The following is an 18,916-nucleotide window of genomic DNA, read 5'->3' on the forward strand; positions in this document are numbered from 1 at the left end:
TTTGCCATCACTCGCTCTTCTTGCGAATCCAGTACAGGTAGATGTCGGCATCCTGTTGCTGATCGACCAGCTCATGGCCGAGAAAGACGCAGAACTTGGGAATATCGCGCTGGGTCGAGGGATCGGTGGCGATTACCTTGAGCACCGCACCGCCAGCCAGATCGCGGACCTTGTTGTGCAGCATCATCACCGGCTCGGGGCAATTCAGACCGCTGGCGTCGAGGACGGCATCGGCAGTCATTTCAACAGATTGGCTCATCACGAACTCCTGAAACAGGCCGGCATTGTGGCGCAAGCGCGCTGCCGGGTCATCCTCGGTCGATCGCCACGCAGCCGAAGCCGTCTTGCATCGGGGGGAACCCCGGCTCGGCGCGGCGGGTCCAGTGATTGGCGAAACCCGTTGCGCGGGTCTAGCTTCAACAATCTGCCCTCAACGCCATGCCGGCGGGACTAAGGAGACCTGAATGCCTTCCCTGGATAGCCTGCAATGCCGTCGCAGCCTCGAGGCAGCGGGCAAAACCTATCAATATTTCAGCCTGCCGGCGGCCGCCGCAACGCTAGGCGAGATCGACCGCCTGCCGGTATCGCTCAAGGTGCTGCTGGAAAACCTCCTGCGCTGGGAGGATGGCGTCACGGTTCGTCGCGATGACTTCGTGGCGCTGGCGCAGTGGCTGAATACACGCAGTTCCGAACAGGAAATCCAGTATCGCCCCGCGCGGGTGCTGATGCAGGACTTCACCGGCGTACCCGCGGTGGTCGACCTGGCAGCCATGCGCGACGCCGTGGCCCGGGCTGGCGGCGATCCGCAGCGGATCAACCCGCTGTCACCGGTGGATCTGGTGATCGACCACTCGGTGATGGTCGACCGCTTCGGCAACGATCAGGCCTTCGCGCAGAACGTTGCCATCGAGATGCAACGCAATGGCGAGCGCTACGAGTTCCTGCGCTGGGGTCAGCAGGCCTTCGACAACTTCCGCGTGGTGCCGCCGGGCACCGGCATCTGCCACCAGGTCAATCTGGAATACCTGGGCCAGGTGGTCTGGACCCGCGACGAGGATGGCGACACCTACGCCTATCCCGACACGCTGGTCGGCACCGATTCGCACACCACCATGATCAACGGCCTCGGCGTGCTCGGCTGGGGCGTTGGCGGTATCGAGGCCGAAGCGGCGATGCTCGGCCAGCCGGTGTCGATGCTGATTCCGGAGGTCATCGGATTTCGCCTGACCGGCCGACTCAATGAGGGCGTCACCGCCACCGACCTGGTGCTGACCGTGACGCAGATGCTGCGCAAGCACGGCGTGGTGGGCAAGTTCGTCGAGTTCTTCGGGCCGGGGCTGGACAACCTGCCGCTGGCTGACCGCGCCACCATCGGCAACATGGCCCCCGAATATGGCGCGACCTGCGGCTTCTTCCCGGTCGATCGGATCACCCTCGACTATCTGCGCCTGACGGGCCGCAGCGAAGAACGCATTGCACTGGTCGAGGCCTACGCCAAGGCGCAGGGCATGTGGCGCGAGCACGACTCGCCCGACCCGCTGTTCACCGCCACGCTGGAGCTGGATCTGAGCCAGGTGCGCCCCTCCGTCGCCGGCCCCAAGCGCCCGCAGGATCGCGTCGCACTCGGCGACATCGGCGCCAGCTTCGACCTGTTGCTGGAAACCAGCGGCCGCAAGCAGCAGACCGATGCCCCGTTCGCCGTCGCCGGCGAAAGCTTCTCGCTCAAGCACGGCGCCGTAGTGATTGCGGCCATCACTTCCTGCACCAACACCTCCAACCCGAGCGTGCTGATGGCCGCCGGGCTGCTGGCGAAGAAGGCCATCGAACGCGGCCTCAAGCGCCAGCCCTGGGTGAAATCATCGCTGGCGCCGGGCTCGAAGGTGGTGACCGATTATCTGGAGCGCGCTGGACTGACACCGTATCTGGATCAGCTCGGCTTCAATCTGGTGGGCTACGGCTGCACCACCTGCATTGGCAACTCCGGACCGCTGCCGGACGCGATCGGCCAGGCCATTGCCGACAATGACCTGATCGTCTCGTCGGTGCTTTCGGGCAACCGCAACTTCGAGGGCCGCGTGCACCCGCTGGTCAAGGCCAACTGGCTGGCCTCGCCGCCGCTGGTGGTGGCCTTCGCCCTGGCCGGCACCACGCGTATCGACATGGAACGAGACCCACTGGGCTACGACGCGCAGAATCAGCCGGTATACCTGAGGGACATCTGGCCGAGCAGCGCCGAGATCGCCGAAGCCGTCGGCCGTATCGACGGCGAGATGTTCCGCAGCCGTTATGCCGACGTGTTCACCGGCGACGAACACTGGCAAAGGATCACCGTCAGCGCCGGCGATACCTATCAGTGGAATGCCGGCTCCAGCTATGTGCAGAACCCGCCGTTCTTCGCGGACATCGGCCAACCACCAGCCCCGCCTGCGGATATCGAACACGCGCGGGTGCTCGCCGTGTTCGGCGACTCGATCACCACCGACCACATCTCCCCGGCCGGCAACATCAAGGCCAGCTCGCCAGCCGGCCTTTACCTGCAGTCGCTCGGCGTGCAGCCGGAAGATTTCAACTCCTACGGTTCGCGGCGAGGCAATCATGAAGTGATGATGCGTGGCACCTTCGCCAACATCCGCATCAAGAACGAGATGCTCGGTGGCGAAGAAGGCGGCAACACGCTGCACCAGCCCAGCGGAGAGCGCCTGTCGATCTACGATGCAGCCATGCGTTATCAGGCCGAGGGCGTACCGCTGGTGGTGATTGCCGGTAAGGAGTACGGCACCGGCTCCAGCCGCGACTGGGCCGCCAAGGGCACCAACCTGTTGGGCGTGAAGGCGGTCATCGCCGAGAGCTTCGAGCGCATCCACCGCTCGAACCTGATCGGCATGGGTGTGCTGGCGCTGCAATTCGTTGGCGAACAGACGCGCCAGTCGCTGGGCCTGAACGGCACCGAACGGCTGTCGATCCGCGGTCTGGGCTCCGACATCCGGCCGCACCAACTGCTGACTGTGGAGGTTGTGCGCAGCGATGGTTCGCATGGCACGTTCCAGGTTCTGTGCCGCATCGACACGCTCAATGAAGTCGAGTACTTCAAGGCCGGCGGCATTCTGCACTACGTACTGCGCCAGCTGATCGGCAGCTAAGGCTGACAAAAAAACGCCGAGGTGATCCTTCACCTCGGCGCCCCGCCGTCCATGACTATTTCCCAGCTGGCTGCCGTGCCGATACTCGGCCGTTTCCATACGGCCCGATCCACGTCCTTGAATCCGTCGCGTGACGATCCCACCCGCACCGGTGAGCTCCGACGTGAGGTCAAGTTAATCCCCGCGGATTGCAGGAATATGACCCTCACGGAGGATTCGCGTATTTTTTGCTCAAGAACTCTCGCCCCCCGCCGATCCCCTGACACAGCCTGAAAACGAAAAAATCCATATAAATCAAAAAGTCAGGCGAGCTTTTTTCCTTGATTTCTGCCGACGTGAGACCCAATGCGTAACAACCAGCCTGTAACCCAGCGTGAGTACGCCTTCCCGGACCAGCAGCGTCTGGTTTCCACCACCGATCTCAAAGGCCGGATCACCTATTGCAACGACATCTTCGCCGAGGTCAGCGGATTTGTGCGTGAGGAGCTGATTCGCGCGCCGCATAACCTGATTCGTCATCCCGACGTGCCACCAGCCGTGTTCGCCCATATGTGGGCCACCCTGCAACAGGGCAAGCCGTGGATGGGCATCGTCAAGAATCGCCGCAAGAACGGCGATCATTACTGGGTAGACGCTTATGTAACGCCCGTTCTGGACAGTCAGCGTACGGTTATCGGTTACGAATCGGTGCGCACCAAACCGAGTCGTGAACAGATTCAGCGCGCCGAATCCCTCTATGCGCGCATCAATGCCGGCAAGAGCGGCGTGCCGCGGCGCGATCTCTGGCTGTCGGTTGCGACCAAATGGCTGCCCTTCATTCTGGTCAGCCAGATCGGTTTCATGATTGGCGCCTGGCTCGATCATTCGCTCGGCTTCGCCCTGGCGGCACTTCTTTCGGTTCCTCTCGGCCTGGCTGGCCTGCATTGGCAGCAGCGCGGCCTGATGCGGCTGTTACGTCTGGCCGCGCAGACCACCAGCGACCCGCTGATCGCCCAAATGTATACCGACAGCCGTGACGTCGAAGCTCAGCTGGAGATGGCGATACTGAGCCAGCAGGCGCACCTCAGGACGTGCCTGACTCGCCTGCAGGACAGCGCAGTACAATTGCAGGAACAGGCGAAGAAGGCTGATTCGTTGGCACACAGCTGTTCGAATGGCCTGGCACAACAGCATCAGGAAACCGAGCAGGTGGCTACCGCGATCAACCAGATGGCGGCGACCACGCAGGAAGTCGCCGCAAACGTCGCCCTCGCTGCCGAAGCCACCCGACACGCCAGTCAGCTGACCGTGCACGGCCGGGACGTCGCCGCCGAGACCCGCGCGGCGATCCAGCAGTTGTCCGCGTCGGTGGCGCGCACCGGCGAGGCGGTTGACCGTCTCGCGCTCGACAGCAACGAGATCGGCACCGTGGTCGATGTGATCAAGAGCATCACCGATCAGACCAACCTGCTCGCGCTCAACGCCGCCATCGAGGCGGCGCGGGCTGGCGAGAGCGGGCGAGGTTTCGCCGTGGTCGCCGATGAAGTCCGGCAACTGGCGCGACGCACGGCCGACGCCACCGGCGAGATCCATCAGCTGATCGAAAAATTGCAGCAGCAGGCCCGCCATGCGGTCGAGACCACCGAGGAAGGTCGTATCCAGGCCACCCGGGGCGTCGAACAGGTCGCGCAGGCCGATCAGGCGCTCAGCGGCATCAGCGAGGCGATGAACAACATCATCGACATGACTACGCAAATCGCCTCAGCGACCGAGCAGCAGAGTGCCGTCGCCGAAGAGATCAGCCAGAACGTCAGCACCATCGCCCGGCTGGCGGACCAGACATCGGGCGATGCGCGCGACACGGCCCTGCTCAGCGAGGAACTGAGTTCAACCGCCGAAGGTCAGTACTCGCTGGTCGAGCGCTTCAACCGCTAGGGTTCCTCCGCTCGCGTCGGCCGGACGCTACGCGACGGCGGCTAGAAAGCTGGCGATCGCCTGCGCTGCGCTATCCAGATGCTGCGCATGGCTCAGCCCGGAGCGTTTCAGGGGTTTGAGATCGTGGTCGGCAGCTGCCAGCCAGCGCAGCTGGATCATCGGCGAAAGCCGATAGCTTTCGACCGTGGCGCGATTGCCCAGTGCATCGCGCTCGCCCTGGAGAATGAGCGCAGGCGCGTGCAGCTCGGCCAGATGTTCGACGCGCGACTTTTCCGGCCTGCCCGCGGGGTGGAACGGATAGCCCAGGCACACCAGCGCGTCGGCGCCCAGTTCATCGGCCAGCAAACTGGCCATCCGCCCGCCCATCGACTTGCCACCAATGGCCAGCGGCCCTGTGGCCTGCTGTCGCACCAGCGCATACTGTTCCCGCCATTGCTGCAGCAACTGCGGCTGCCGCTCGGGCGGGCGCTTGCGTCCCGCCGTGCGTCGTTCGGCCATGTAGGCGAATTCGAACCGATACACCGCAACCCCGCGCGCAGCAAGGCGTTCAGCCATCTGCTGCATGAACGGACTGTCCATCGGCGCACCGGCGCCGTGCGCCAGAATCAATGTCGCGAACGCTTCGTCGGACGGCCTCGTCCAGAGCCCGGAATGCCCCTGCGCGGCCTGCGTGTATTGACCAGCGTCAATACCGGCAAATTGCCCTTTCCCCATCCTTGCCCCCGCTTTCCTAGGAAAGAAAAAACTGCTCATTACCCGTGGATGGAAGCCCATACATGAACACAGCAACCAGTACCGCCTACCATTACAAGGTGGTCCGCCAATTTGCCATCATGACGGTGGTGTGGGGAATCGTCGGGATGGGGCTCGGCGTTTTCATCGCAGCGCAATTGGCCTGGCCATTCCTGAACCTTGACCTACCGTGGACCAGCTTCGGTCGTCTGCGTCCCTTGCACACCAACGCGGTGATCTTCGCCTTCGGCGGCTGTGCTCTGTTCGCGACTTCCTACTATTCGGTCCAGCGCACCTGCCAGACCACCCTGTTCGCGCCAAAACTGGCCGCGTTCACCTTCTGGGGTTGGCAACTGGTCATCCTGCTTGCCGCGATCTCCCTGCCGCTGGGCTTCACCAGCTCCAAGGAATACGCCGAGCTGGAATGGCCGATCGACCTGCTGATCACCATCGTCTGGGTTGCCTACGCGATCGTGTTCTTCGGCACCCTGGCCACGCGCAAGGTCAAGCACATCTATGTCGGTAACTGGTTCTTCGGTGCCTTCATCCTGACCGTGGCGATTCTGCACATCGTCAACAACCTGGAAATCCCGGTCAGCGCGATGAAGTCCTACTCGCTTTACGCCGGTGCGACCGACGCGATGGTGCAGTGGTGGTACGGACACAACGCCGTGGGCTTCTTCCTCACCGCCGGCTTCCTCGGGATCATGTACTACTTCGTGCCGAAGCAGGCCGAGCGTCCGGTGTATTCCTATCGCCTGTCGATCGTCCACTTCTGGGCACTGATCACGGTCTACATCTGGGCCGGTCCGCACCACCTGCACTATACCGCACTGCCGGACTGGGCGCAGAGCCTGGGCATGGTGATGTCGCTGATCCTGCTGGCACCGAGCTGGGGTGGCATGATCAACGGCATGATGACCCTGTCGGGTGCCTGGCACAAACTGCGTAGCGACCCGATCCTGCGCTTCCTGGTGGTCTCCCTGGCGTTCTACGGCATGTCGACCTTCGAAGGTCCGATGATGGCGATCAAGACCGTCAACGCCCTCTCCCACTACACCGACTGGACCATCGGCCACGTACACGCCGGCGCCCTCGGCTGGGTGGCGATGGTGTCGATCGGTGCGCTGTACCACCTGATTCCGAAGGTCTTCGGTCGCGAGCAGATGCACAGCATCGGCCTGATCAACAGCCACTTCTGGCTGGCCACCATCGGCACCGTGCTCTACATCGCCTCGATGTGGGTCAACGGCATCGCCCAGGGCCTGATGTGGCGCGCGATCAACGAAGACGGCACGCTCACCTACTCCTTCGTCGAAGCACTGGAAGCCAGTCACCCCGGTTTCGTGGTACGGATGATCGGTGGTGCGATCTTCTTCGCCGGCATGCTGGTGATGGCCTACAACACCTGGCGCACCGTGCAGGCTGCCAAGCCGGCCGAGTACGACGCTGCCGCGCAGATCGCCTGAGGAGCTAGGGAATGAAATCGCACGAAAAACTCGAGAAGAACGTCGGTCTGCTGACCCTGTTCATGATCCTGGCCGTGAGCATCGGCGGTCTGACCCAGATCGTTCCGCTGTTCTTCCAGGATGCGGTCAACGAGCCGGTCGAGGGCATGAAGCCCTACACCGCGCTGCAACTGGAAGGACGTGACATCTATATCAAGGAAGGTTGTGTCGGCTGTCATTCGCAGATGATCCGTCCGTTCCGCGCCGAAACCGAGCGCTACGGCCACTATTCCGTCGCGGGTGAAAGCGTCTACGACCATCCGTTCCTGTGGGGCTCCAAGCGCACCGGCCCGGACCTGGCCCGCGTCGGCGGCCGCTACTCCGACGACTGGCACCGTGCCCACCTGTTCAACCCGCGCAACGTGGTACCGGAATCGAAGATGCCGTCCTACCCGTGGCTGGTCGAGAACACCCTGGACGGTAAGGACACTGCCAAGAAAATGCAGGCGCTGCGCACTCTCGGCGTGCCTTACACCGACGAAGACATCGCCGGCGCTCGGGAAGCCGTCAAGGGCAAGACCGAGATGGACGCCATGGTGGCCTATCTGCAGGTCCTCGGCACCGCGCTCACCAACAAGCGTTGAACCGTTACGCCTAAGAGAGACGACGGTTGCGTGGCAACCGTCAGGGACTTAAATCGCGGACAGCCAGAGTGCCTCGGGCTGTCCAGGAGTAGCACATGAGCACATTCTGGAGTGGATACATCGCCCTGCTAACGCTGGGCACCATCGTCGCTCTGTTCTGGCTGATCTTCGCCACCCGCAAGGGTGAATCGGCCGGTACGACCGACAAGACCATGGGTCACTCTTTCGACGGCATCGAGGAGTACGACAACCCGCTGCCCAAGTGGTGGTTCATGCTGTTCATCGGCACGCTGCTGTTCGGCATTCTGTACCTGGTGCTCTACCCCGGTCTCGGTAACTGGAAGGGCGTGCTGCCGGGCTACGAGAACGGCTGGACCCAGGAAAAGGAATGGCAGCGCGAAATGGACCAGGCCGAGCAGAAATACGGCCCGATCTTCGCCAAGTATGCATCCATGAGCGTCGAGCAGCTGGCTCAGGATGAACAGGCGCTGAAAATGGGTAGCCGCCTTTTTGCCAACTATTGCGCCATCTGCCACGGCTCCGATGCCAAAGGCTCGATGGGCTTCCCCAACCTGGCCGACCACGAGTGGCGCTGGGGCGGCGAACCCGACGCGATCAAGGCCAGCATCCTCAATGGCCGCATCGGTGCCATGCCGGCCTGGGGTCAGGTCATTGGCGAAGAAGGCGTGGCGAACGTGGCAGCCTATGTGCGCGCCGAACTCGCCGGTCTGCCGCTGCCTGAAGGTACGCAAGCCGATCTCGCCGCTGGCAAGGCTGTCTTCGCGCAGAACTGCGTGGCTTGCCACGGTGCAGCTGGCGAGGGAATGGCAATGCTCGGCGCGCCCAAGCTGACCAACCCGGCTGGCTGGATCTACGGTTCGAGCCTGGGGCAGCTGCAGCAGACCATCCGCCATGGCCGTAACGGGCAGATGCCGGCACAGCAGCAGTACCTGGGCAACGACAAGGTACACCTGCTCGCCGCTTACGTTTACAGCCTGTCACAAAAACCGGAACAACTCGCCCGCCATTGAGTCTCAAGGGGCGGTACACTCGGACCGCCCGCTTGACCTTGTCCCGGCACAAGTTTTTCTGCCCTGCGACGTTCTGTCGCAGGCGCTTCAGCTGACCGCACTACCCCCTTCCACGCTCACGTCCTAAGCTTTGCCGATTGGTCCGCCGATCACCGCGCAACTGCGCGCAAATGCCGGAGATCAGCGCACCGGAGCGGCGCAAAAACGACCTTGTAAAACATCTGGAAAACGCTTGGATTCTGGGTTTTGACGCGTTGCGAGCGCCCCGCAGCCGTTTGCATTGCCCCCCTGCTTTATCCATACTCGCCGCCGTTTTTGCCTTTGAAAATGCCATTAGCGTGGAAGCCTTTGCATGAGCACAGCAATAAGTGAGTCTGCTTATAACTATAAGGTGGTCCGCCAATTCGCCGTCATGACGGTGATCTGGGGGATCGTGGGGATGGGTCTGGGCGTGCTGATTGCCGCACAATTGGTGTGGCCTTCGCTGAACTTCGATCTACCGTGGACAAGCTTCGGTCGACTGCGGCCGCTGCATACCAACGCGGTGATTTTCGCCTTCGGCGGTAGCGCACTGTTTGCCACGTCCTATTACGTGGTGCAGCGCACCTGCCAGGCGCGTCTGTTCTCCGACAGTCTCGCAGCCTTCACCTTCTGGGGTTGGCAGGCGGTGATCGTCCTCGCGGTCATCACGTTGCCGCAGGGCTTCACCAGCTCGAAGGAATACGCCGAGCTGGAATGGCCGATCGACATCCTCCTGGCCATCGTCTGGGTTTCCTACGCGCTGGTGTTTTTCGGCACCATCATGAAGCGCAAGGCCAAGCACATTTATGTGGGTAACTGGTTCTTCGGTGGCTTCATCCTGGTCACGGCGATGCTGCACATCGTCAACAACCTGGAAATCCCGGTCAGCTGGTTCAAGTCCTACTCGATCTATTCGGGCGCTACCGATGCGATGGTGCAGTGGTGGTACGGCCACAACGCCGTGGGCTTCTTCCTGACCACCGGCTTCCTCGGCATGATGTACTACTTCGTACCGAAGCAGGCCGAGCGTCCGGTGTATTCCTATCGCCTGTCGATCGTGCACTTCTGGGCGCTGATCACCCTTTATATCTGGGCCGGCCCGCACCACCTGCACTACACCGCGCTGCCGGACTGGGCGCAGTCGCTGGGCATGGTGATGTCGATCATCCTGCTGGCACCGAGCTGGGGCGGCATGATCAACGGCATGATGACCCTGTCGGGAGCCTGGCATAAGCTGCGCACCGACCCGATCCTGCGCTTCCTCGTGGTCTCGCTGGCGTTCTACGGCATGTCGACCTTCGAAGGTCCGATGATGGCGATCAAGACCGTCAACGCCCTGTCCCACTACACCGACTGGACCATCGGCCACGTACACGCCGGCGCCCTCGGCTGGGTAGCGATGATCACCATCGGTTCGATGTATCACCTGATCCCGAAGGTCTTCGGTCGTGAGCAGATGCACAGCATCGGCCTGATCAACGCGCACTTCTGGCTGGCCACCATCGGCACCGTGCTCTACATCGCCTCGATGTGGGTCAACGGCATCACCCAGGGTCTGATGTGGCGCGCGGTCAACGAAGACGGCACGCTCACCTACTCCTTCGTCGAAGCACTGGAAGCCAGTCACCCCGGGTTCATGGTCCGCGCCCTGGGCGGTGCATTCTTCCTCGCCGGCATGCTGCTGATGGCCTACAACGCCTGGCGCACCATTCGCGCCGCCAAGCCAGCCCAGTACGACGCTGCCGCGCAGATCGCTTGAGGAATCGAATCTAAATGAAACAGCACGAGAAACTAGAGAAGAACATTGGTCTGCTGACCCTGTTCATGATCCTGGCAGTGAGCATCGGCGGTCTGACCCAAATCGTTCCGCTGTTCTTCCAAGATGCGGTCAACGAGCCGGTCGAGGGCATGAAGCCCTACACCGCGCTGCAGCTCGAAGGTCGTGACCTGTATATCCGCGAAGGCTGCGTCGGTTGCCACTCGCAGATGGTCCGCCCGTTCCGCGCCGAGACCGAACGCTACGGCCACTATTCCGTCGCGGGTGAAAGCGTCTACGACCATCCGTTCCTGTGGGGATCCAAGCGCACCGGTCCGGACCTGGCTCGCGTCGGCGGCCGCTACTCCGACGACTGGCACCGTGCTCACCTGTTCAACCCGCGCAACGTAGTACCGGAATCGAAGATGCCGTCCTACCCGTGGCTGGTCGAAAGCACCCTGGATGGCAAGCACACTGCCCGGAAGATGGAAGCGCTGCGCACCCTCGGCGTGCCCTATACCGACGAAGACATCGCCGGTGCTCGGGATGCCGTCAAGGGCAAGACCGAAATGGACGCCATGGTGGCCTATCTGCAGGTCCTCGGCACTGCACTCACGAACAAACGGTAACGCATGATGGATATCGGGACTCTTCGCGGCCTGGGCACTGTGCTGGTTTTCGTCGCTTTCGTCGGCGTCGTGCTCTGGGCCTACAGCAGCAAACGCAAGAATAGCTTTGACGAAGCCGCCAACCTGCCCTTCGCAGACGACGAGACCGACGCCAAGAAGCGTGATGAAGAAGCTTCCAGGAGTAATAAATAAATGACCTCGTTTTGGAGTGGGTACATCACCCTGCTGACCCTCGGCACCATCGCCGCTCTGGTCTGGCTATTGCTGGCCACTCGCAAGGGACAACGCCACGACAGCACCGAAGAAACCGTCGGCCATTCCTATGACGGCATCGAGGAGTACGACAATCCGCTGCCGCGCTGGTGGTTCATGCTGTTCGTCGCCACCGTCATCTTTGCCCTGGGCTACCTAGTTCTCTACCCGGGCCTGGGTAACTGGAAAGGCGTCCTGCCGGGCTACGAGGGTGGCTGGACCCAGGTGAAGGAATGGCAGCGTGAGATGGACAAGGCCGGCGAACAGTACGGCCCGCTATACGCCAAGTACGCTGCCATGCCGGTTGAGGAAGTCGCCCGGGATCCGCAGGCGCTGAAGATGGGCGGCCGTCTGTTTGCATCCAACTGCTCGGTCTGCCACGGCTCCGACGCCAAGGGCGCGTACGGCTTCCCGAACCTGACCGACAACGACTGGCTGTACGGTGGCGAGCCCGACACCATCAAGACCACCATCCTGCATGGCCGCCAGGCCGCCATGCCGGCCTGGAAGGACGTGATCGGCGAAGAAGGCATCCGCAACGTGGCTGGCTACGTGCGCAGCCTGAGCGGTCGCGATACCCCAGAGGGTATCAACGTGGACGTTGAGCAGGGTCAAAAGATCTTCGCTACCAATTGCGTAGTCTGTCATGGACCTGATGCCAAGGGCATCGCTGCGATGGGCGCACCGAACCTGACCGACAATGTCTGGTTGTACGGTTCCAGCTTCGCTCAGATTCAGCAAACCCTGCGCTACGGTCGTAACGGCCGCATGCCAGCCCAGGAAGCCATCCTTGGCAATGACAAGGTGCACCTGCTGGCCGCATACGTTTACAGCCTGTCTCAGCAGCCGGAGAACTGATTCCGGCGGGGTCGGAAGCGACCACCTGTCGCACCTGACCCCGTATCTCCGGGCGTACCATTCGCAGCTGAACAGAAAAATGATCCCGATCGGCATGCATCGGTCGGGACACCCACCTTCCGCCGTGGTATGCACTTGATGACTGAGCAGATTCCCGTTCGCGATGTAACTCCCCCGGCCAAGGTCGCAGCCTCCAATGACCTTTACGCCGCCCGTGAAAAGATCTACACCCGTGCCTTCAGCGGCCTGTTTCGCAACCTGCGACGCGTAGGTGGCGCAGCGCTGTTCATCCTGTTCTTCGGCACGGTATGGCTCAACTGGGATGGCCGCCAGGCCGTCTGGTGGGATCTGCCTGAGCGCAAGTTCCACATCTTCGGGGCAACCTTCTGGCCCCAGGACTTCATGCTGCTGTCGTGGCTGCTGATCATCTGCGCCTTCGGCCTGTTCTTCATCACCGTTTTCGCAGGACGCGTCTGGTGTGGCTATACCTGCCCGCAGAGCGTGTTCACCTGGGTATTCATGTGGGCCGAGAAGATCACCGAGGGTGATCGCAACCAGCGCATGAAGCTGGACAAGGCACCGATGAGCGCCAACAAGTTCCTGCGCAAGCTCGCCAAGCACGCAATCTGGATTGCCGTCGGCATTCTCGTCGCCATCACCTTCGTCGGCTACTTCACACCGATTCGTCAGCTGGTCCCCGACCTGATCACCTTCCAAGTCAATGGCTGGACGGCCTTCTGGATCGGCTTCTTTACGCTCGCCACCTACGGCAGCGCCGGTTTCCTTCGCGAACAGGTGTGCATCTATATGTGCCCTTACGCGCGCTTTCAGAGCGTGATGTTCGACAAGGACACCCTCATCGTTTCCTACGACCCGCGACGCGGCGAGAAGCGCGGCCCGCGCAAGAAGGAAGCGGACTACAAGGCCATGGGGCTCGGCGATTGCATCGACTGCACCATGTGCGTGCAGGTCTGCCCGACCGGCATCGACATCCGCGACGGCCTGCAGATCGAATGCATCGGCTGCGCGGCCTGCATCGACGCCTGCGACGCGATCATGGACAAGATGAACTACCCACGCGGGCTCATCAGCTACACCACCGAGCACAATCTCTCCGGCCAGCAGACCCACCTGCTGCGCCCGCGCCTGATCGGCTACGCCGTGGCGCTGAGCGTGATGATCGGACTGTTCGCCTACGCGGTGTACGACCGCCCGCTGGTCAAGCTGGACGTCCTCAAGGACCGCGTGCTGTATCGTGAGAACGAGCAAGGCCGGATCGAGAACGTCTACACCCTCAAAGTGATGAACAAGGCCCAGCACGCGCAGAGCTTCGTCATCACGACGTCCGGGTTGGATGGGCTGGCCTACGAGGGCCGCAGCGAAGTCCGTGCGCAAGCCGGCGAGCTGGTTACCATCCCGGTCGAGCTGTCTATGGCACCAGAGAAGCTGCCATCCAGCACCAATGAGATCGTCTTCCACATCAAATCGATGGACGACGAGTCGATCAGCGATGAGGCTGACAGCCGCTTCATCGGCCCAAGCATCCGTTAAACAAGGTTCTGCATGCGCTCCAATAACGAACAGACGCGTTGGTACACCCAGTTCTGGGCTTGGTTCGTCATCGGCATTCTGCTGATCTCGGTGATACTCGGGGTGTCGATGTTGACCATCGCGATCCGCAACGCCGACAGCCTGGTCGCCGATAACTATTACGATGCCGGAAAGGGCATCAACCAGTCGCTGGAGCGTGAGAAGTTGGCCGAAAGCCTGGGGATGCGCGCGCAGCTGGTGCTGAATGAGCAGCGCGGACTGGCCGAGATCCAGCTCAGCGGCGCCAGCAAGCCACAACAGCTGGTGCTGAACTTGCTTTCGCCGACGCAGCCGGAGCGGGATCGCCGCATCGTCCTGCAACCGCAGGGCGAGGGTTTCTACCAGGGTCAGATGCAGGAATCGGTCAGTGGCCGACGCTTCATCGAACTCCTCGGCCGGGAGGGCGAGCAGGACTGGCGCCTGTACGGAGAGCGGACCATCGAGCCCGGCCAATCGCTGGAACTGATTCCTTGAGCCTCTGATGGCCCAGCCTACCCCCTGCTATCACTGCGGCCTGCCGGTCCCGACCGGCAGCCACTACCAGACGCTCGTGCTCGGCCAAGTCCGACCGATGTGTTGCCCAGGCTGCCAGGCCGTGGCGGAAACCATCGTCAAGAGCGGTCTGGAGAGCTACTACCAGCACCGCAGCGACGCAGCGATCAATCCACAAGCACTGCCCGAGGCGCTCAGCGACGAACTGGCGCTGTATGACCGTCAGGACGTGCAGCAACCGTTCGTCAAGCATGACGGTGAGCTAGCCAGCACCTCCCTGCTGATCGAGGGCATCAGCTGCGCCGCCTGCGGCTGGCTGATCGAACGGCACCTCAAAGGCGTCGATGGCGTGGCCGAAGCCAGCCTCAATCTTTCCAATCACCGCCTGCAGGTCCGCTGGAGCGACGCCCGACTGCCACTCAGCGAGCTGCTGGCAGAGCTACGTCGCATCGGTTACGCCGCGCATCCCTATCACCCCGATCAGGCTGCCGAACACCTGGCCAGGGAGAATCGTCGGGCCATGCGTCAGCTCGGCGTCGCCGGGCTGCTGTGGATGCAGGTGATGATGGCGACGATGGCCACCTGGCCGGAATTCAACCTCGATCTGTCCGCTGGCATGGACAGCATCCTGCGCTGGACCGCGCTGCTACTCACGACGCCCATCGTCTTCTACTGCTGCACCGACTTTTTCAAAGGTGCGCTACGCGATCTGCGCACTCGTCATCTGACCATGGACGTCTCGGTCTCGCTGGCCATCGGCGGTGCGTACATCGCCGGCATATGGTCGACCCTGACCGGCCAAGGCGAACTGTATTTCGATGCGGTTGGGATGTTCGCTCTGTTCCTGCTCGCCGGCCGCTATCTGGAACGCCGCGCCCGCGAGCGGACCGCCGCGGCCACTGCGCAGCTGGTCAATCTGCTGCCCGCCTCCTGTCTGAAGCTGGACGAAGCCGGCCACAGCAGCCGAATCCTGCTCAGCGAACTGCAGGTCGGTGATCGGGTGTTGGTCCAGCCTGGCGCGCTGATACCGGCTGATGGCGTTATTTCCAGCGGCCAGTCGAGTGTTGACGAATCGGTGCTGACCGGCGAGTACCTGCCGCTGGCGCGTGGCGTCGGTGATAGCGTGACCGCCGGCACGCTGAACGTTGAAGGTCCGCTGACCGTTGCAGTCCAGGCTCTGGGCGACGATACCCGCCTTTCGGCAATCGTTCGCCTGCTCGAGCGCGCCCAGGCAGACAAGCCGAGACTGGCAGAGCTTGCCGACCGTGTAGCGCAATGGTTCCTTCTGATCGTATTGATGGTTGCCACAGTAGTGGGACTGGCCTGGTGGCAGATCGATTCGGCGCGGGCGTTCTGGATCGTGCTCGCGCTGCTCGTCGCCACCTGCCCCTGCGCGCTGTCACTAGCGACGCCAACCGCGCTGACCACCGCGACAGGCACGCTGCACAAGCTCGGGCTACTCCTGACTCGGGGGCATGTGCTGGAAGGACTCAATCAGATCGACACGGTAATTTTCGACAAGACCGGCACCCTCACCGAAGGCCGCCTGACCCTAACAGCGGTGCACTGCCTCGGCGCGCTGGATGGAGATGCGTGTCTGGCACTGGCTGCTGCGCTGGAAAACCGCTCGGAGCATCCGATTGCGCGAGCGTTCGGACGCGCGCCCCAGCCGGCAGACACGGTGGACAGCGTGCCCGGACTGGGTCTGCAAGGCAGCGTGGGCGACCGCAACCTGCGCATTGGCCAGCCGGCCTTCGTCGCGGCGGCTTACGGCGCAGCGGCGCCGGTGATCCCCGGGGACCAGGGCCAATGGCTGCTGCTCGGTGATGAACAAGGTCCGCTTGCCTGGCTGGTACTGGACGATCGCCTGCGCGAGGACGCTCCCGCCCTGCTTGCAGCGTGCCGGCGCAAGGGCTGGAAGACCGTGCTGCTCTCCGGCGACAGTTCGCCGATGGTCGGACAGATCGCCGAGCAGCTGGGCATCGATCAGGCTGAAGGAGGCCTGACGCCAGCGGCCAAGTTGGCGCGCCTTCAGGAAATCCAGGGGCAAGGGCATCGCGTGCTGATGCTGGGCGATGGCGTCAACGATGTGCCCATTCTGGCCGCCGCCGATATCAGCGTGGCGATGGGTTCGGCAACCGATCTCGCAAAAACCAGCGCCGACGCGGTTCTGTTGTCCAACCGGTTGCATAGCCTGGTGCAGGCCTTCGACATCGCGCGCCGCAGCCGCAGGATCATCGTCGAGAACCTTGCGTGGGCCAGTCTCTACAACGGCCTTATCTTGCCCTTCGCCGCGATTGGCTGGGTTACGCCGCTGTGGGCCGCGTTGGGCATGTCCGCCAGCTCGCTGCTGGTAGTCCTGAACGCCCTGCGCCTGACGCGTCATTAGGGCTGGACCTTCCGCGCCCTGCTCCGCGACACTGAACCTTCCCTCGTAACCGGAGATTCGCTATGGCTGCTCTATACATCCTGATTCCGGTTGCCGTAGTCCTGGTTGCTGTGGCGATCTGGATATTCTTCTGGGCGGTAGATAGCGGCCAGTACGACGATCTCGACGGCCCGGCGCACAGCATCCTCTTCGATGATGACGAAGCCCCGCAGGCGTTCTCGGAGCAAAAGCCGCAGCGTCCGCAGGCTGGAGAGGAGAAATCCGATCGTGACTGAGCTGGCGCCACTGCTGCTTTCGGCGTTGGTGCTCGGGCTGCTCGGTGGCGGGCACTGTCTCGGTATGTGCGGCGGGCTGATGGGCGCTCTGACGCTGGCGATTCCGCCCGAGCAGCGCGGCAAGCGTTTGCGCCTGCTGCTGGCCTACAACCTCGGCCGCATCCTCAGCTACGCGCTGGCGGGGCTGCTCATCGGCCTCGCCGGCTGGGCAGTGGCGAATAGCCCCGCAGCGTTGGCGCTGCGCGTCATCGCGGCACTGCTGCTGATCGGTATGGGACTTTACCTGGCTGGCTGGTGGAGCGGCCTGACGCGTGTAGAAGCGCTGGGACGTGGCCTCTGGCGCTACATCCAGCCCTATGCCAGCCGCCTGATGCCGGTCACCAGTCTTCCGCGCGCACTGCTGCTCGGCGCGTTGTGGGGTTGGCTGCCTTGCGGGCTGGTCTACAGCACGTTGCTATGGTCAGCCAGCCAGGGCGATGCATTCGACAGCGCACTGCTGATGCTGGCGTTTGGGCTGGGCACCTGGCCCGTGCTGCTGGCTACCGGGCTGGCGGCCGAGCGGCTGACGACACTGCTGCGCAGGCGTGGCATCCGCGTCATCGGCGGCGTGATGGTCATCCTGTTCGGCCTCTGGACCATGCCCGGCCCGCATCAGCAGTGGCTCATGGGGCACGGCGGCGTCTCGGCGCATTCGGCGCACTGACAGCACCACACAGCAGACGTCCGCCGTCGGCTCATCAAGGCTCTTTTGGCATCTGTCGCTTGTGCGCCGTCTTGTCGAAGGTCTCGACGATGATACGCGCGGCCTCTGCCGATACCGGCTGCCCAAGCAGGAAGGCATCGATGTCACGATAGGCCACTCCGTGCGCCTCCTCGTCCGGCCGACCCGGCATCAGCTCTTCCAGATCCGCAGTCGGCACCTTGTGTACCAGCTGCGCGGGAGCACCAAGGGCTGCGGCTAGCTGGCGCACCTGCCCTTTCACCAAACCGGCAAGCGGCGTGAGATCGCACGCCCCATCACCGAACTTCGTGTAGAACCCCATCACCGCCTCGGCCGCATGGTCGGTGCCGATCACCAAGCCCTGCCGCGCATTGGCGATGGTGTATTGCGCCACCATGCGCATCCGCGCCTTGGTATTGCCGAGTACGAAGTCGCGCTTGCCAGCCGGCAGCGGCGCCAGTGCCTCGGTAGCCTCTGCGAGCCCGAGTACCGCCGCGGCAATATTGACGGTATGGCATTCATCAGGCTGGATGGTCTCGATCGCCAGCTGTGCTTCGTGCTCGTCATGCTGTGTCTGGTAGGGTAGGCGCACCGCTATGAAACGGTACTCATCGCCCTCGCCCGCGGCACGCATCCCTTCTACCGCTCGTTGTGCCAGCAGGCCCGCGGTCGTCGAATCGACACCACCACTGATGCCAAGCACCAGCGTTTTCATTCCCGACTCACGCAGACAGTTCTGGATGAATCGGACCCTGCGATCGATCTGCGTCTGGATCGCGGCGTCCCCGTCAAAGGGCGGCTGAACTCCGAGCGCGGCGGCAATTTCGGCTTGGCGACTGTGCATGTTTTCTCCTGGCCTGAGGCGCAAATGAACATGGAGGGTTGGGTACTCATCCGACCACGATCGGCCGAGATTTCTCTGCTTCGCGCCGCTGATCTGGATGGCGCGGCTAGCGTCAGGGCTAGTTTGATACAGGTCAAGTCGATTGACAGGCGCCCCCCCTAGAATCCGGCCACCGCTGCC

Annotated in this window: 18 protein-coding genes; 15 read left to right on the forward strand and 3 right to left on the reverse strand. The window is 62.8% G+C overall.

Features of this window, described 5'->3' with window-relative positions; all coding sequences use genetic code 11:
- Nucleotides 1-7: 7 nt before the first annotated feature.
- The gene (gene tusA / locus U8L64_RS19435; protein WP_003289923.1) at nucleotides 8-259 is read right to left on the reverse strand and encodes a sulfurtransferase TusA; all 252 of its coding nucleotides are present in this window, start codon (nucleotides 257-259) and stop codon (nucleotides 8-10) included.
- 205 nt (nucleotides 260-464) lie between these two features.
- On the opposite strand from tusA, the gene acnA reads away from it, so the two are divergent.
- Together acnA and U8L64_RS19445 are read left to right on the forward strand one after the other, a co-directional pair.
- Complete coding sequence (acnA, locus tag U8L64_RS19440) at nucleotides 465-3,140, forward strand: aconitate hydratase AcnA (protein ID WP_333398679.1); 2,676 nt, start codon at nucleotides 465-467, stop codon at nucleotides 3,138-3,140.
- A gap of 345 nt (nucleotides 3,141-3,485) precedes the next feature.
- A complete protein-coding gene (locus U8L64_RS19445) occupies nucleotides 3,486-5,054 on the forward strand; it encodes a methyl-accepting chemotaxis protein (RefSeq protein WP_333398681.1) in 1,569 nt (522 codons plus the stop codon).
- A gap of 27 nt (nucleotides 5,055-5,081) precedes the next feature.
- Here the strand turns inward: U8L64_RS19445 and U8L64_RS19450 are convergent, their stop codons facing one another.
- Entirely contained in the window at nucleotides 5,082-5,768 is a 687-nt protein-coding gene (locus U8L64_RS19450) for an alpha/beta family hydrolase (RefSeq protein ID WP_333398833.1), read from the reverse strand.
- Nucleotides 5,769-5,830: 62 nt separating this feature from the next.
- On the opposite strand from U8L64_RS19450, the gene ccoN (U8L64_RS19455) reads away from it, so the two are divergent.
- The 13 genes from ccoN (U8L64_RS19455) to U8L64_RS19515 all read left to right on the forward strand — a co-directional run bounded on the left by ccoN (U8L64_RS19455) (nucleotide 5,831) and on the right by U8L64_RS19515 (nucleotide 17,874).
- The gene (gene ccoN / locus U8L64_RS19455; protein ID WP_043295558.1) at nucleotides 5,831-7,255 is read left to right on the forward strand and encodes a cytochrome-c oxidase, cbb3-type subunit I; all 1,425 of its coding nucleotides are present in this window, start codon (nucleotides 5,831-5,833) and stop codon (nucleotides 7,253-7,255) included.
- Nucleotides 7,256-7,266: 11 nt separating this feature from the next.
- On the forward strand, nucleotides 7,267-7,878 hold the full coding sequence (gene ccoO, locus U8L64_RS19460) for a cytochrome-c oxidase, cbb3-type subunit II (protein ID WP_003289929.1): 612 nt from the start codon (nucleotides 7,267-7,269) through the stop codon (nucleotides 7,876-7,878).
- A 95-nt stretch (nucleotides 7,879-7,973) separates the two neighbouring features.
- Entirely contained in the window at nucleotides 7,974-8,909 is a 936-nt protein-coding gene (ccoP, locus tag U8L64_RS19465; RefSeq protein WP_333398684.1) for a cytochrome-c oxidase, cbb3-type subunit III, read from the forward strand.
- Nucleotides 8,910-9,079: 170 nt separating this feature from the next.
- Nucleotides 9,080-9,265: a hypothetical protein gene (locus U8L64_RS19470; RefSeq protein WP_138299940.1), complete on the forward strand. Its 186-nt coding sequence runs from the start codon at nucleotides 9,080-9,082 to the stop codon at nucleotides 9,263-9,265.
- On the forward strand, nucleotides 9,262-10,689 hold the full coding sequence (gene ccoN / locus U8L64_RS19475; RefSeq protein WP_333398686.1) for a cytochrome-c oxidase, cbb3-type subunit I: 1,428 nt from the start codon (nucleotides 9,262-9,264) through the stop codon (nucleotides 10,687-10,689). The genes U8L64_RS19470 and ccoN (U8L64_RS19475) overlap by 4 nt, the downstream gene beginning before the upstream one ends.
- Nucleotides 10,690-10,703: 14 nt before the next feature.
- Nucleotides 10,704-11,315 (forward strand): cytochrome-c oxidase, cbb3-type subunit II, encoded by a 612-nt coding sequence (gene ccoO / locus U8L64_RS19480; RefSeq protein ID WP_054093035.1) that lies wholly within the window; start codon nucleotides 10,704-10,706, stop codon nucleotides 11,313-11,315.
- Nucleotides 11,316-11,321: 6 nt separating this feature from the next.
- Nucleotides 11,322-11,507 (forward strand): CcoQ/FixQ family Cbb3-type cytochrome c oxidase assembly chaperone, encoded by a 186-nt coding sequence (locus U8L64_RS19485; protein WP_008567805.1) that lies wholly within the window; start codon nucleotides 11,322-11,324, stop codon nucleotides 11,505-11,507.
- Complete coding sequence (ccoP, locus tag U8L64_RS19490) at nucleotides 11,508-12,425, forward strand: cytochrome-c oxidase, cbb3-type subunit III (protein WP_043295565.1); 918 nt, start codon at nucleotides 11,508-11,510, stop codon at nucleotides 12,423-12,425.
- Between the two features lie 138 nt (nucleotides 12,426-12,563).
- Entirely contained in the window at nucleotides 12,564-13,976 is a 1,413-nt protein-coding gene (gene ccoG / locus U8L64_RS19495) for a cytochrome c oxidase accessory protein CcoG (RefSeq protein ID WP_043295567.1), read from the forward strand.
- A 12-nt stretch (nucleotides 13,977-13,988) separates the two neighbouring features.
- A complete protein-coding gene (locus tag U8L64_RS19500) occupies nucleotides 13,989-14,489 on the forward strand; it encodes a FixH family protein (RefSeq protein WP_333398691.1) in 501 nt (166 codons plus the stop codon).
- Nucleotides 14,490-14,496: 7 nt separating this feature from the next.
- Nucleotides 14,497-16,896: a heavy metal translocating P-type ATPase gene (locus U8L64_RS19505; RefSeq protein WP_333398693.1), complete on the forward strand. Its 2,400-nt coding sequence runs from the start codon at nucleotides 14,497-14,499 to the stop codon at nucleotides 16,894-16,896.
- A 62-nt stretch (nucleotides 16,897-16,958) separates the two neighbouring features.
- Nucleotides 16,959-17,171 carry a cbb3-type cytochrome oxidase assembly protein CcoS gene (gene ccoS / locus U8L64_RS19510; protein WP_043295573.1) on the forward strand — a complete coding sequence of 71 codons (213 nt, stop codon included), beginning with the start codon at nucleotides 16,959-16,961 and terminating at the stop codon, nucleotides 17,169-17,171.
- Nucleotides 17,164-17,874, forward strand: a complete 711-nt coding sequence (locus U8L64_RS19515; protein ID WP_138299944.1) for a sulfite exporter TauE/SafE family protein — start codon at nucleotides 17,164-17,166, stop codon at nucleotides 17,872-17,874. The genes ccoS and U8L64_RS19515 overlap by 8 nt, the downstream gene beginning before the upstream one ends.
- A 34-nt stretch (nucleotides 17,875-17,908) precedes the next feature.
- Here U8L64_RS19515 and nadE read toward each other — a convergent pair whose 3' ends face one another.
- Entirely contained in the window at nucleotides 17,909-18,736 is an 828-nt protein-coding gene (gene nadE, locus U8L64_RS19520) for an ammonia-dependent NAD(+) synthetase (protein ID WP_333398696.1), read from the reverse strand.
- Between the last annotated feature and the right edge of the window lie 180 nt (nucleotides 18,737-18,916).

The sequence above is a fragment of the Pseudomonas sp. FIP_A4 genome, from assembly GCF_036701605.1.
In the GTDB taxonomy this organism is placed as follows: Bacteria; Pseudomonadota; Gammaproteobacteria; order Pseudomonadales; family Pseudomonadaceae; genus Stutzerimonas; species Stutzerimonas phenolilytica.

Bases quoted from the DNA above. Each gene is read 5' to 3' on its own strand.
- U8L64_RS19445 (WP_333398681.1), top strand. From the start codon at position 3,486: ATGCGTAACAACCAGCCTGTAACCCAGCGTGAGTACGCCTTCCCGGAC.
- U8L64_RS19505 (WP_333398693.1), top strand. From the start codon at position 14,497: ATGGCCCAGCCTACCCCCTGCTATCACTGCGGCCTGCCGGTCCCGACC.
- nadE (WP_333398696.1), bottom strand. From the start codon at position 18,736: ATGCACAGTCGCCAAGCCGAAATTGCCGCCGCGCTCGGAGTTCAGCCG.
- ccoO (WP_054093035.1), top strand. From the start codon at position 10,704: ATGAAACAGCACGAGAAACTAGAGAAGAACATTGGTCTGCTGACCCTG.
- tusA (WP_003289923.1), bottom strand. From the start codon at position 259: ATGAGCCAATCTGTTGAAATGACTGCCGATGCCGTCCTCGACGCCAGC.
- ccoP (WP_043295565.1), top strand. From the start codon at position 11,508: ATGACCTCGTTTTGGAGTGGGTACATCACCCTGCTGACCCTCGGCACC.
- U8L64_RS19485 (WP_008567805.1), top strand. From the start codon at position 11,322: ATGGATATCGGGACTCTTCGCGGCCTGGGCACTGTGCTGGTTTTCGTC.
- ccoN (WP_043295558.1), top strand. From the start codon at position 5,831: ATGAACACAGCAACCAGTACCGCCTACCATTACAAGGTGGTCCGCCAA.
- ccoN (WP_333398686.1), top strand. From the start codon at position 9,262: ATGAGCACAGCAATAAGTGAGTCTGCTTATAACTATAAGGTGGTCCGC.
- ccoS (WP_043295573.1), top strand. From the start codon at position 16,959: ATGGCTGCTCTATACATCCTGATTCCGGTTGCCGTAGTCCTGGTTGCT.
- ccoG (WP_043295567.1), top strand. From the start codon at position 12,564: ATGACTGAGCAGATTCCCGTTCGCGATGTAACTCCCCCGGCCAAGGTC.
- ccoP (WP_333398684.1), top strand. From the start codon at position 7,974: ATGAGCACATTCTGGAGTGGATACATCGCCCTGCTAACGCTGGGCACC.
- U8L64_RS19500 (WP_333398691.1), top strand. From the start codon at position 13,989: ATGCGCTCCAATAACGAACAGACGCGTTGGTACACCCAGTTCTGGGCT.
- acnA (WP_333398679.1), top strand. From the start codon at position 465: ATGCCTTCCCTGGATAGCCTGCAATGCCGTCGCAGCCTCGAGGCAGCG.
- U8L64_RS19470 (WP_138299940.1), top strand. From the start codon at position 9,080: ATGCCGGAGATCAGCGCACCGGAGCGGCGCAAAAACGACCTTGTAAAA.
- ccoO (WP_003289929.1), top strand. From the start codon at position 7,267: ATGAAATCGCACGAAAAACTCGAGAAGAACGTCGGTCTGCTGACCCTG.
- U8L64_RS19450 (WP_333398833.1), bottom strand. From the start codon at position 5,768: ATGGGGAAAGGGCAATTTGCCGGTATTGACGCTGGTCAATACACGCAG.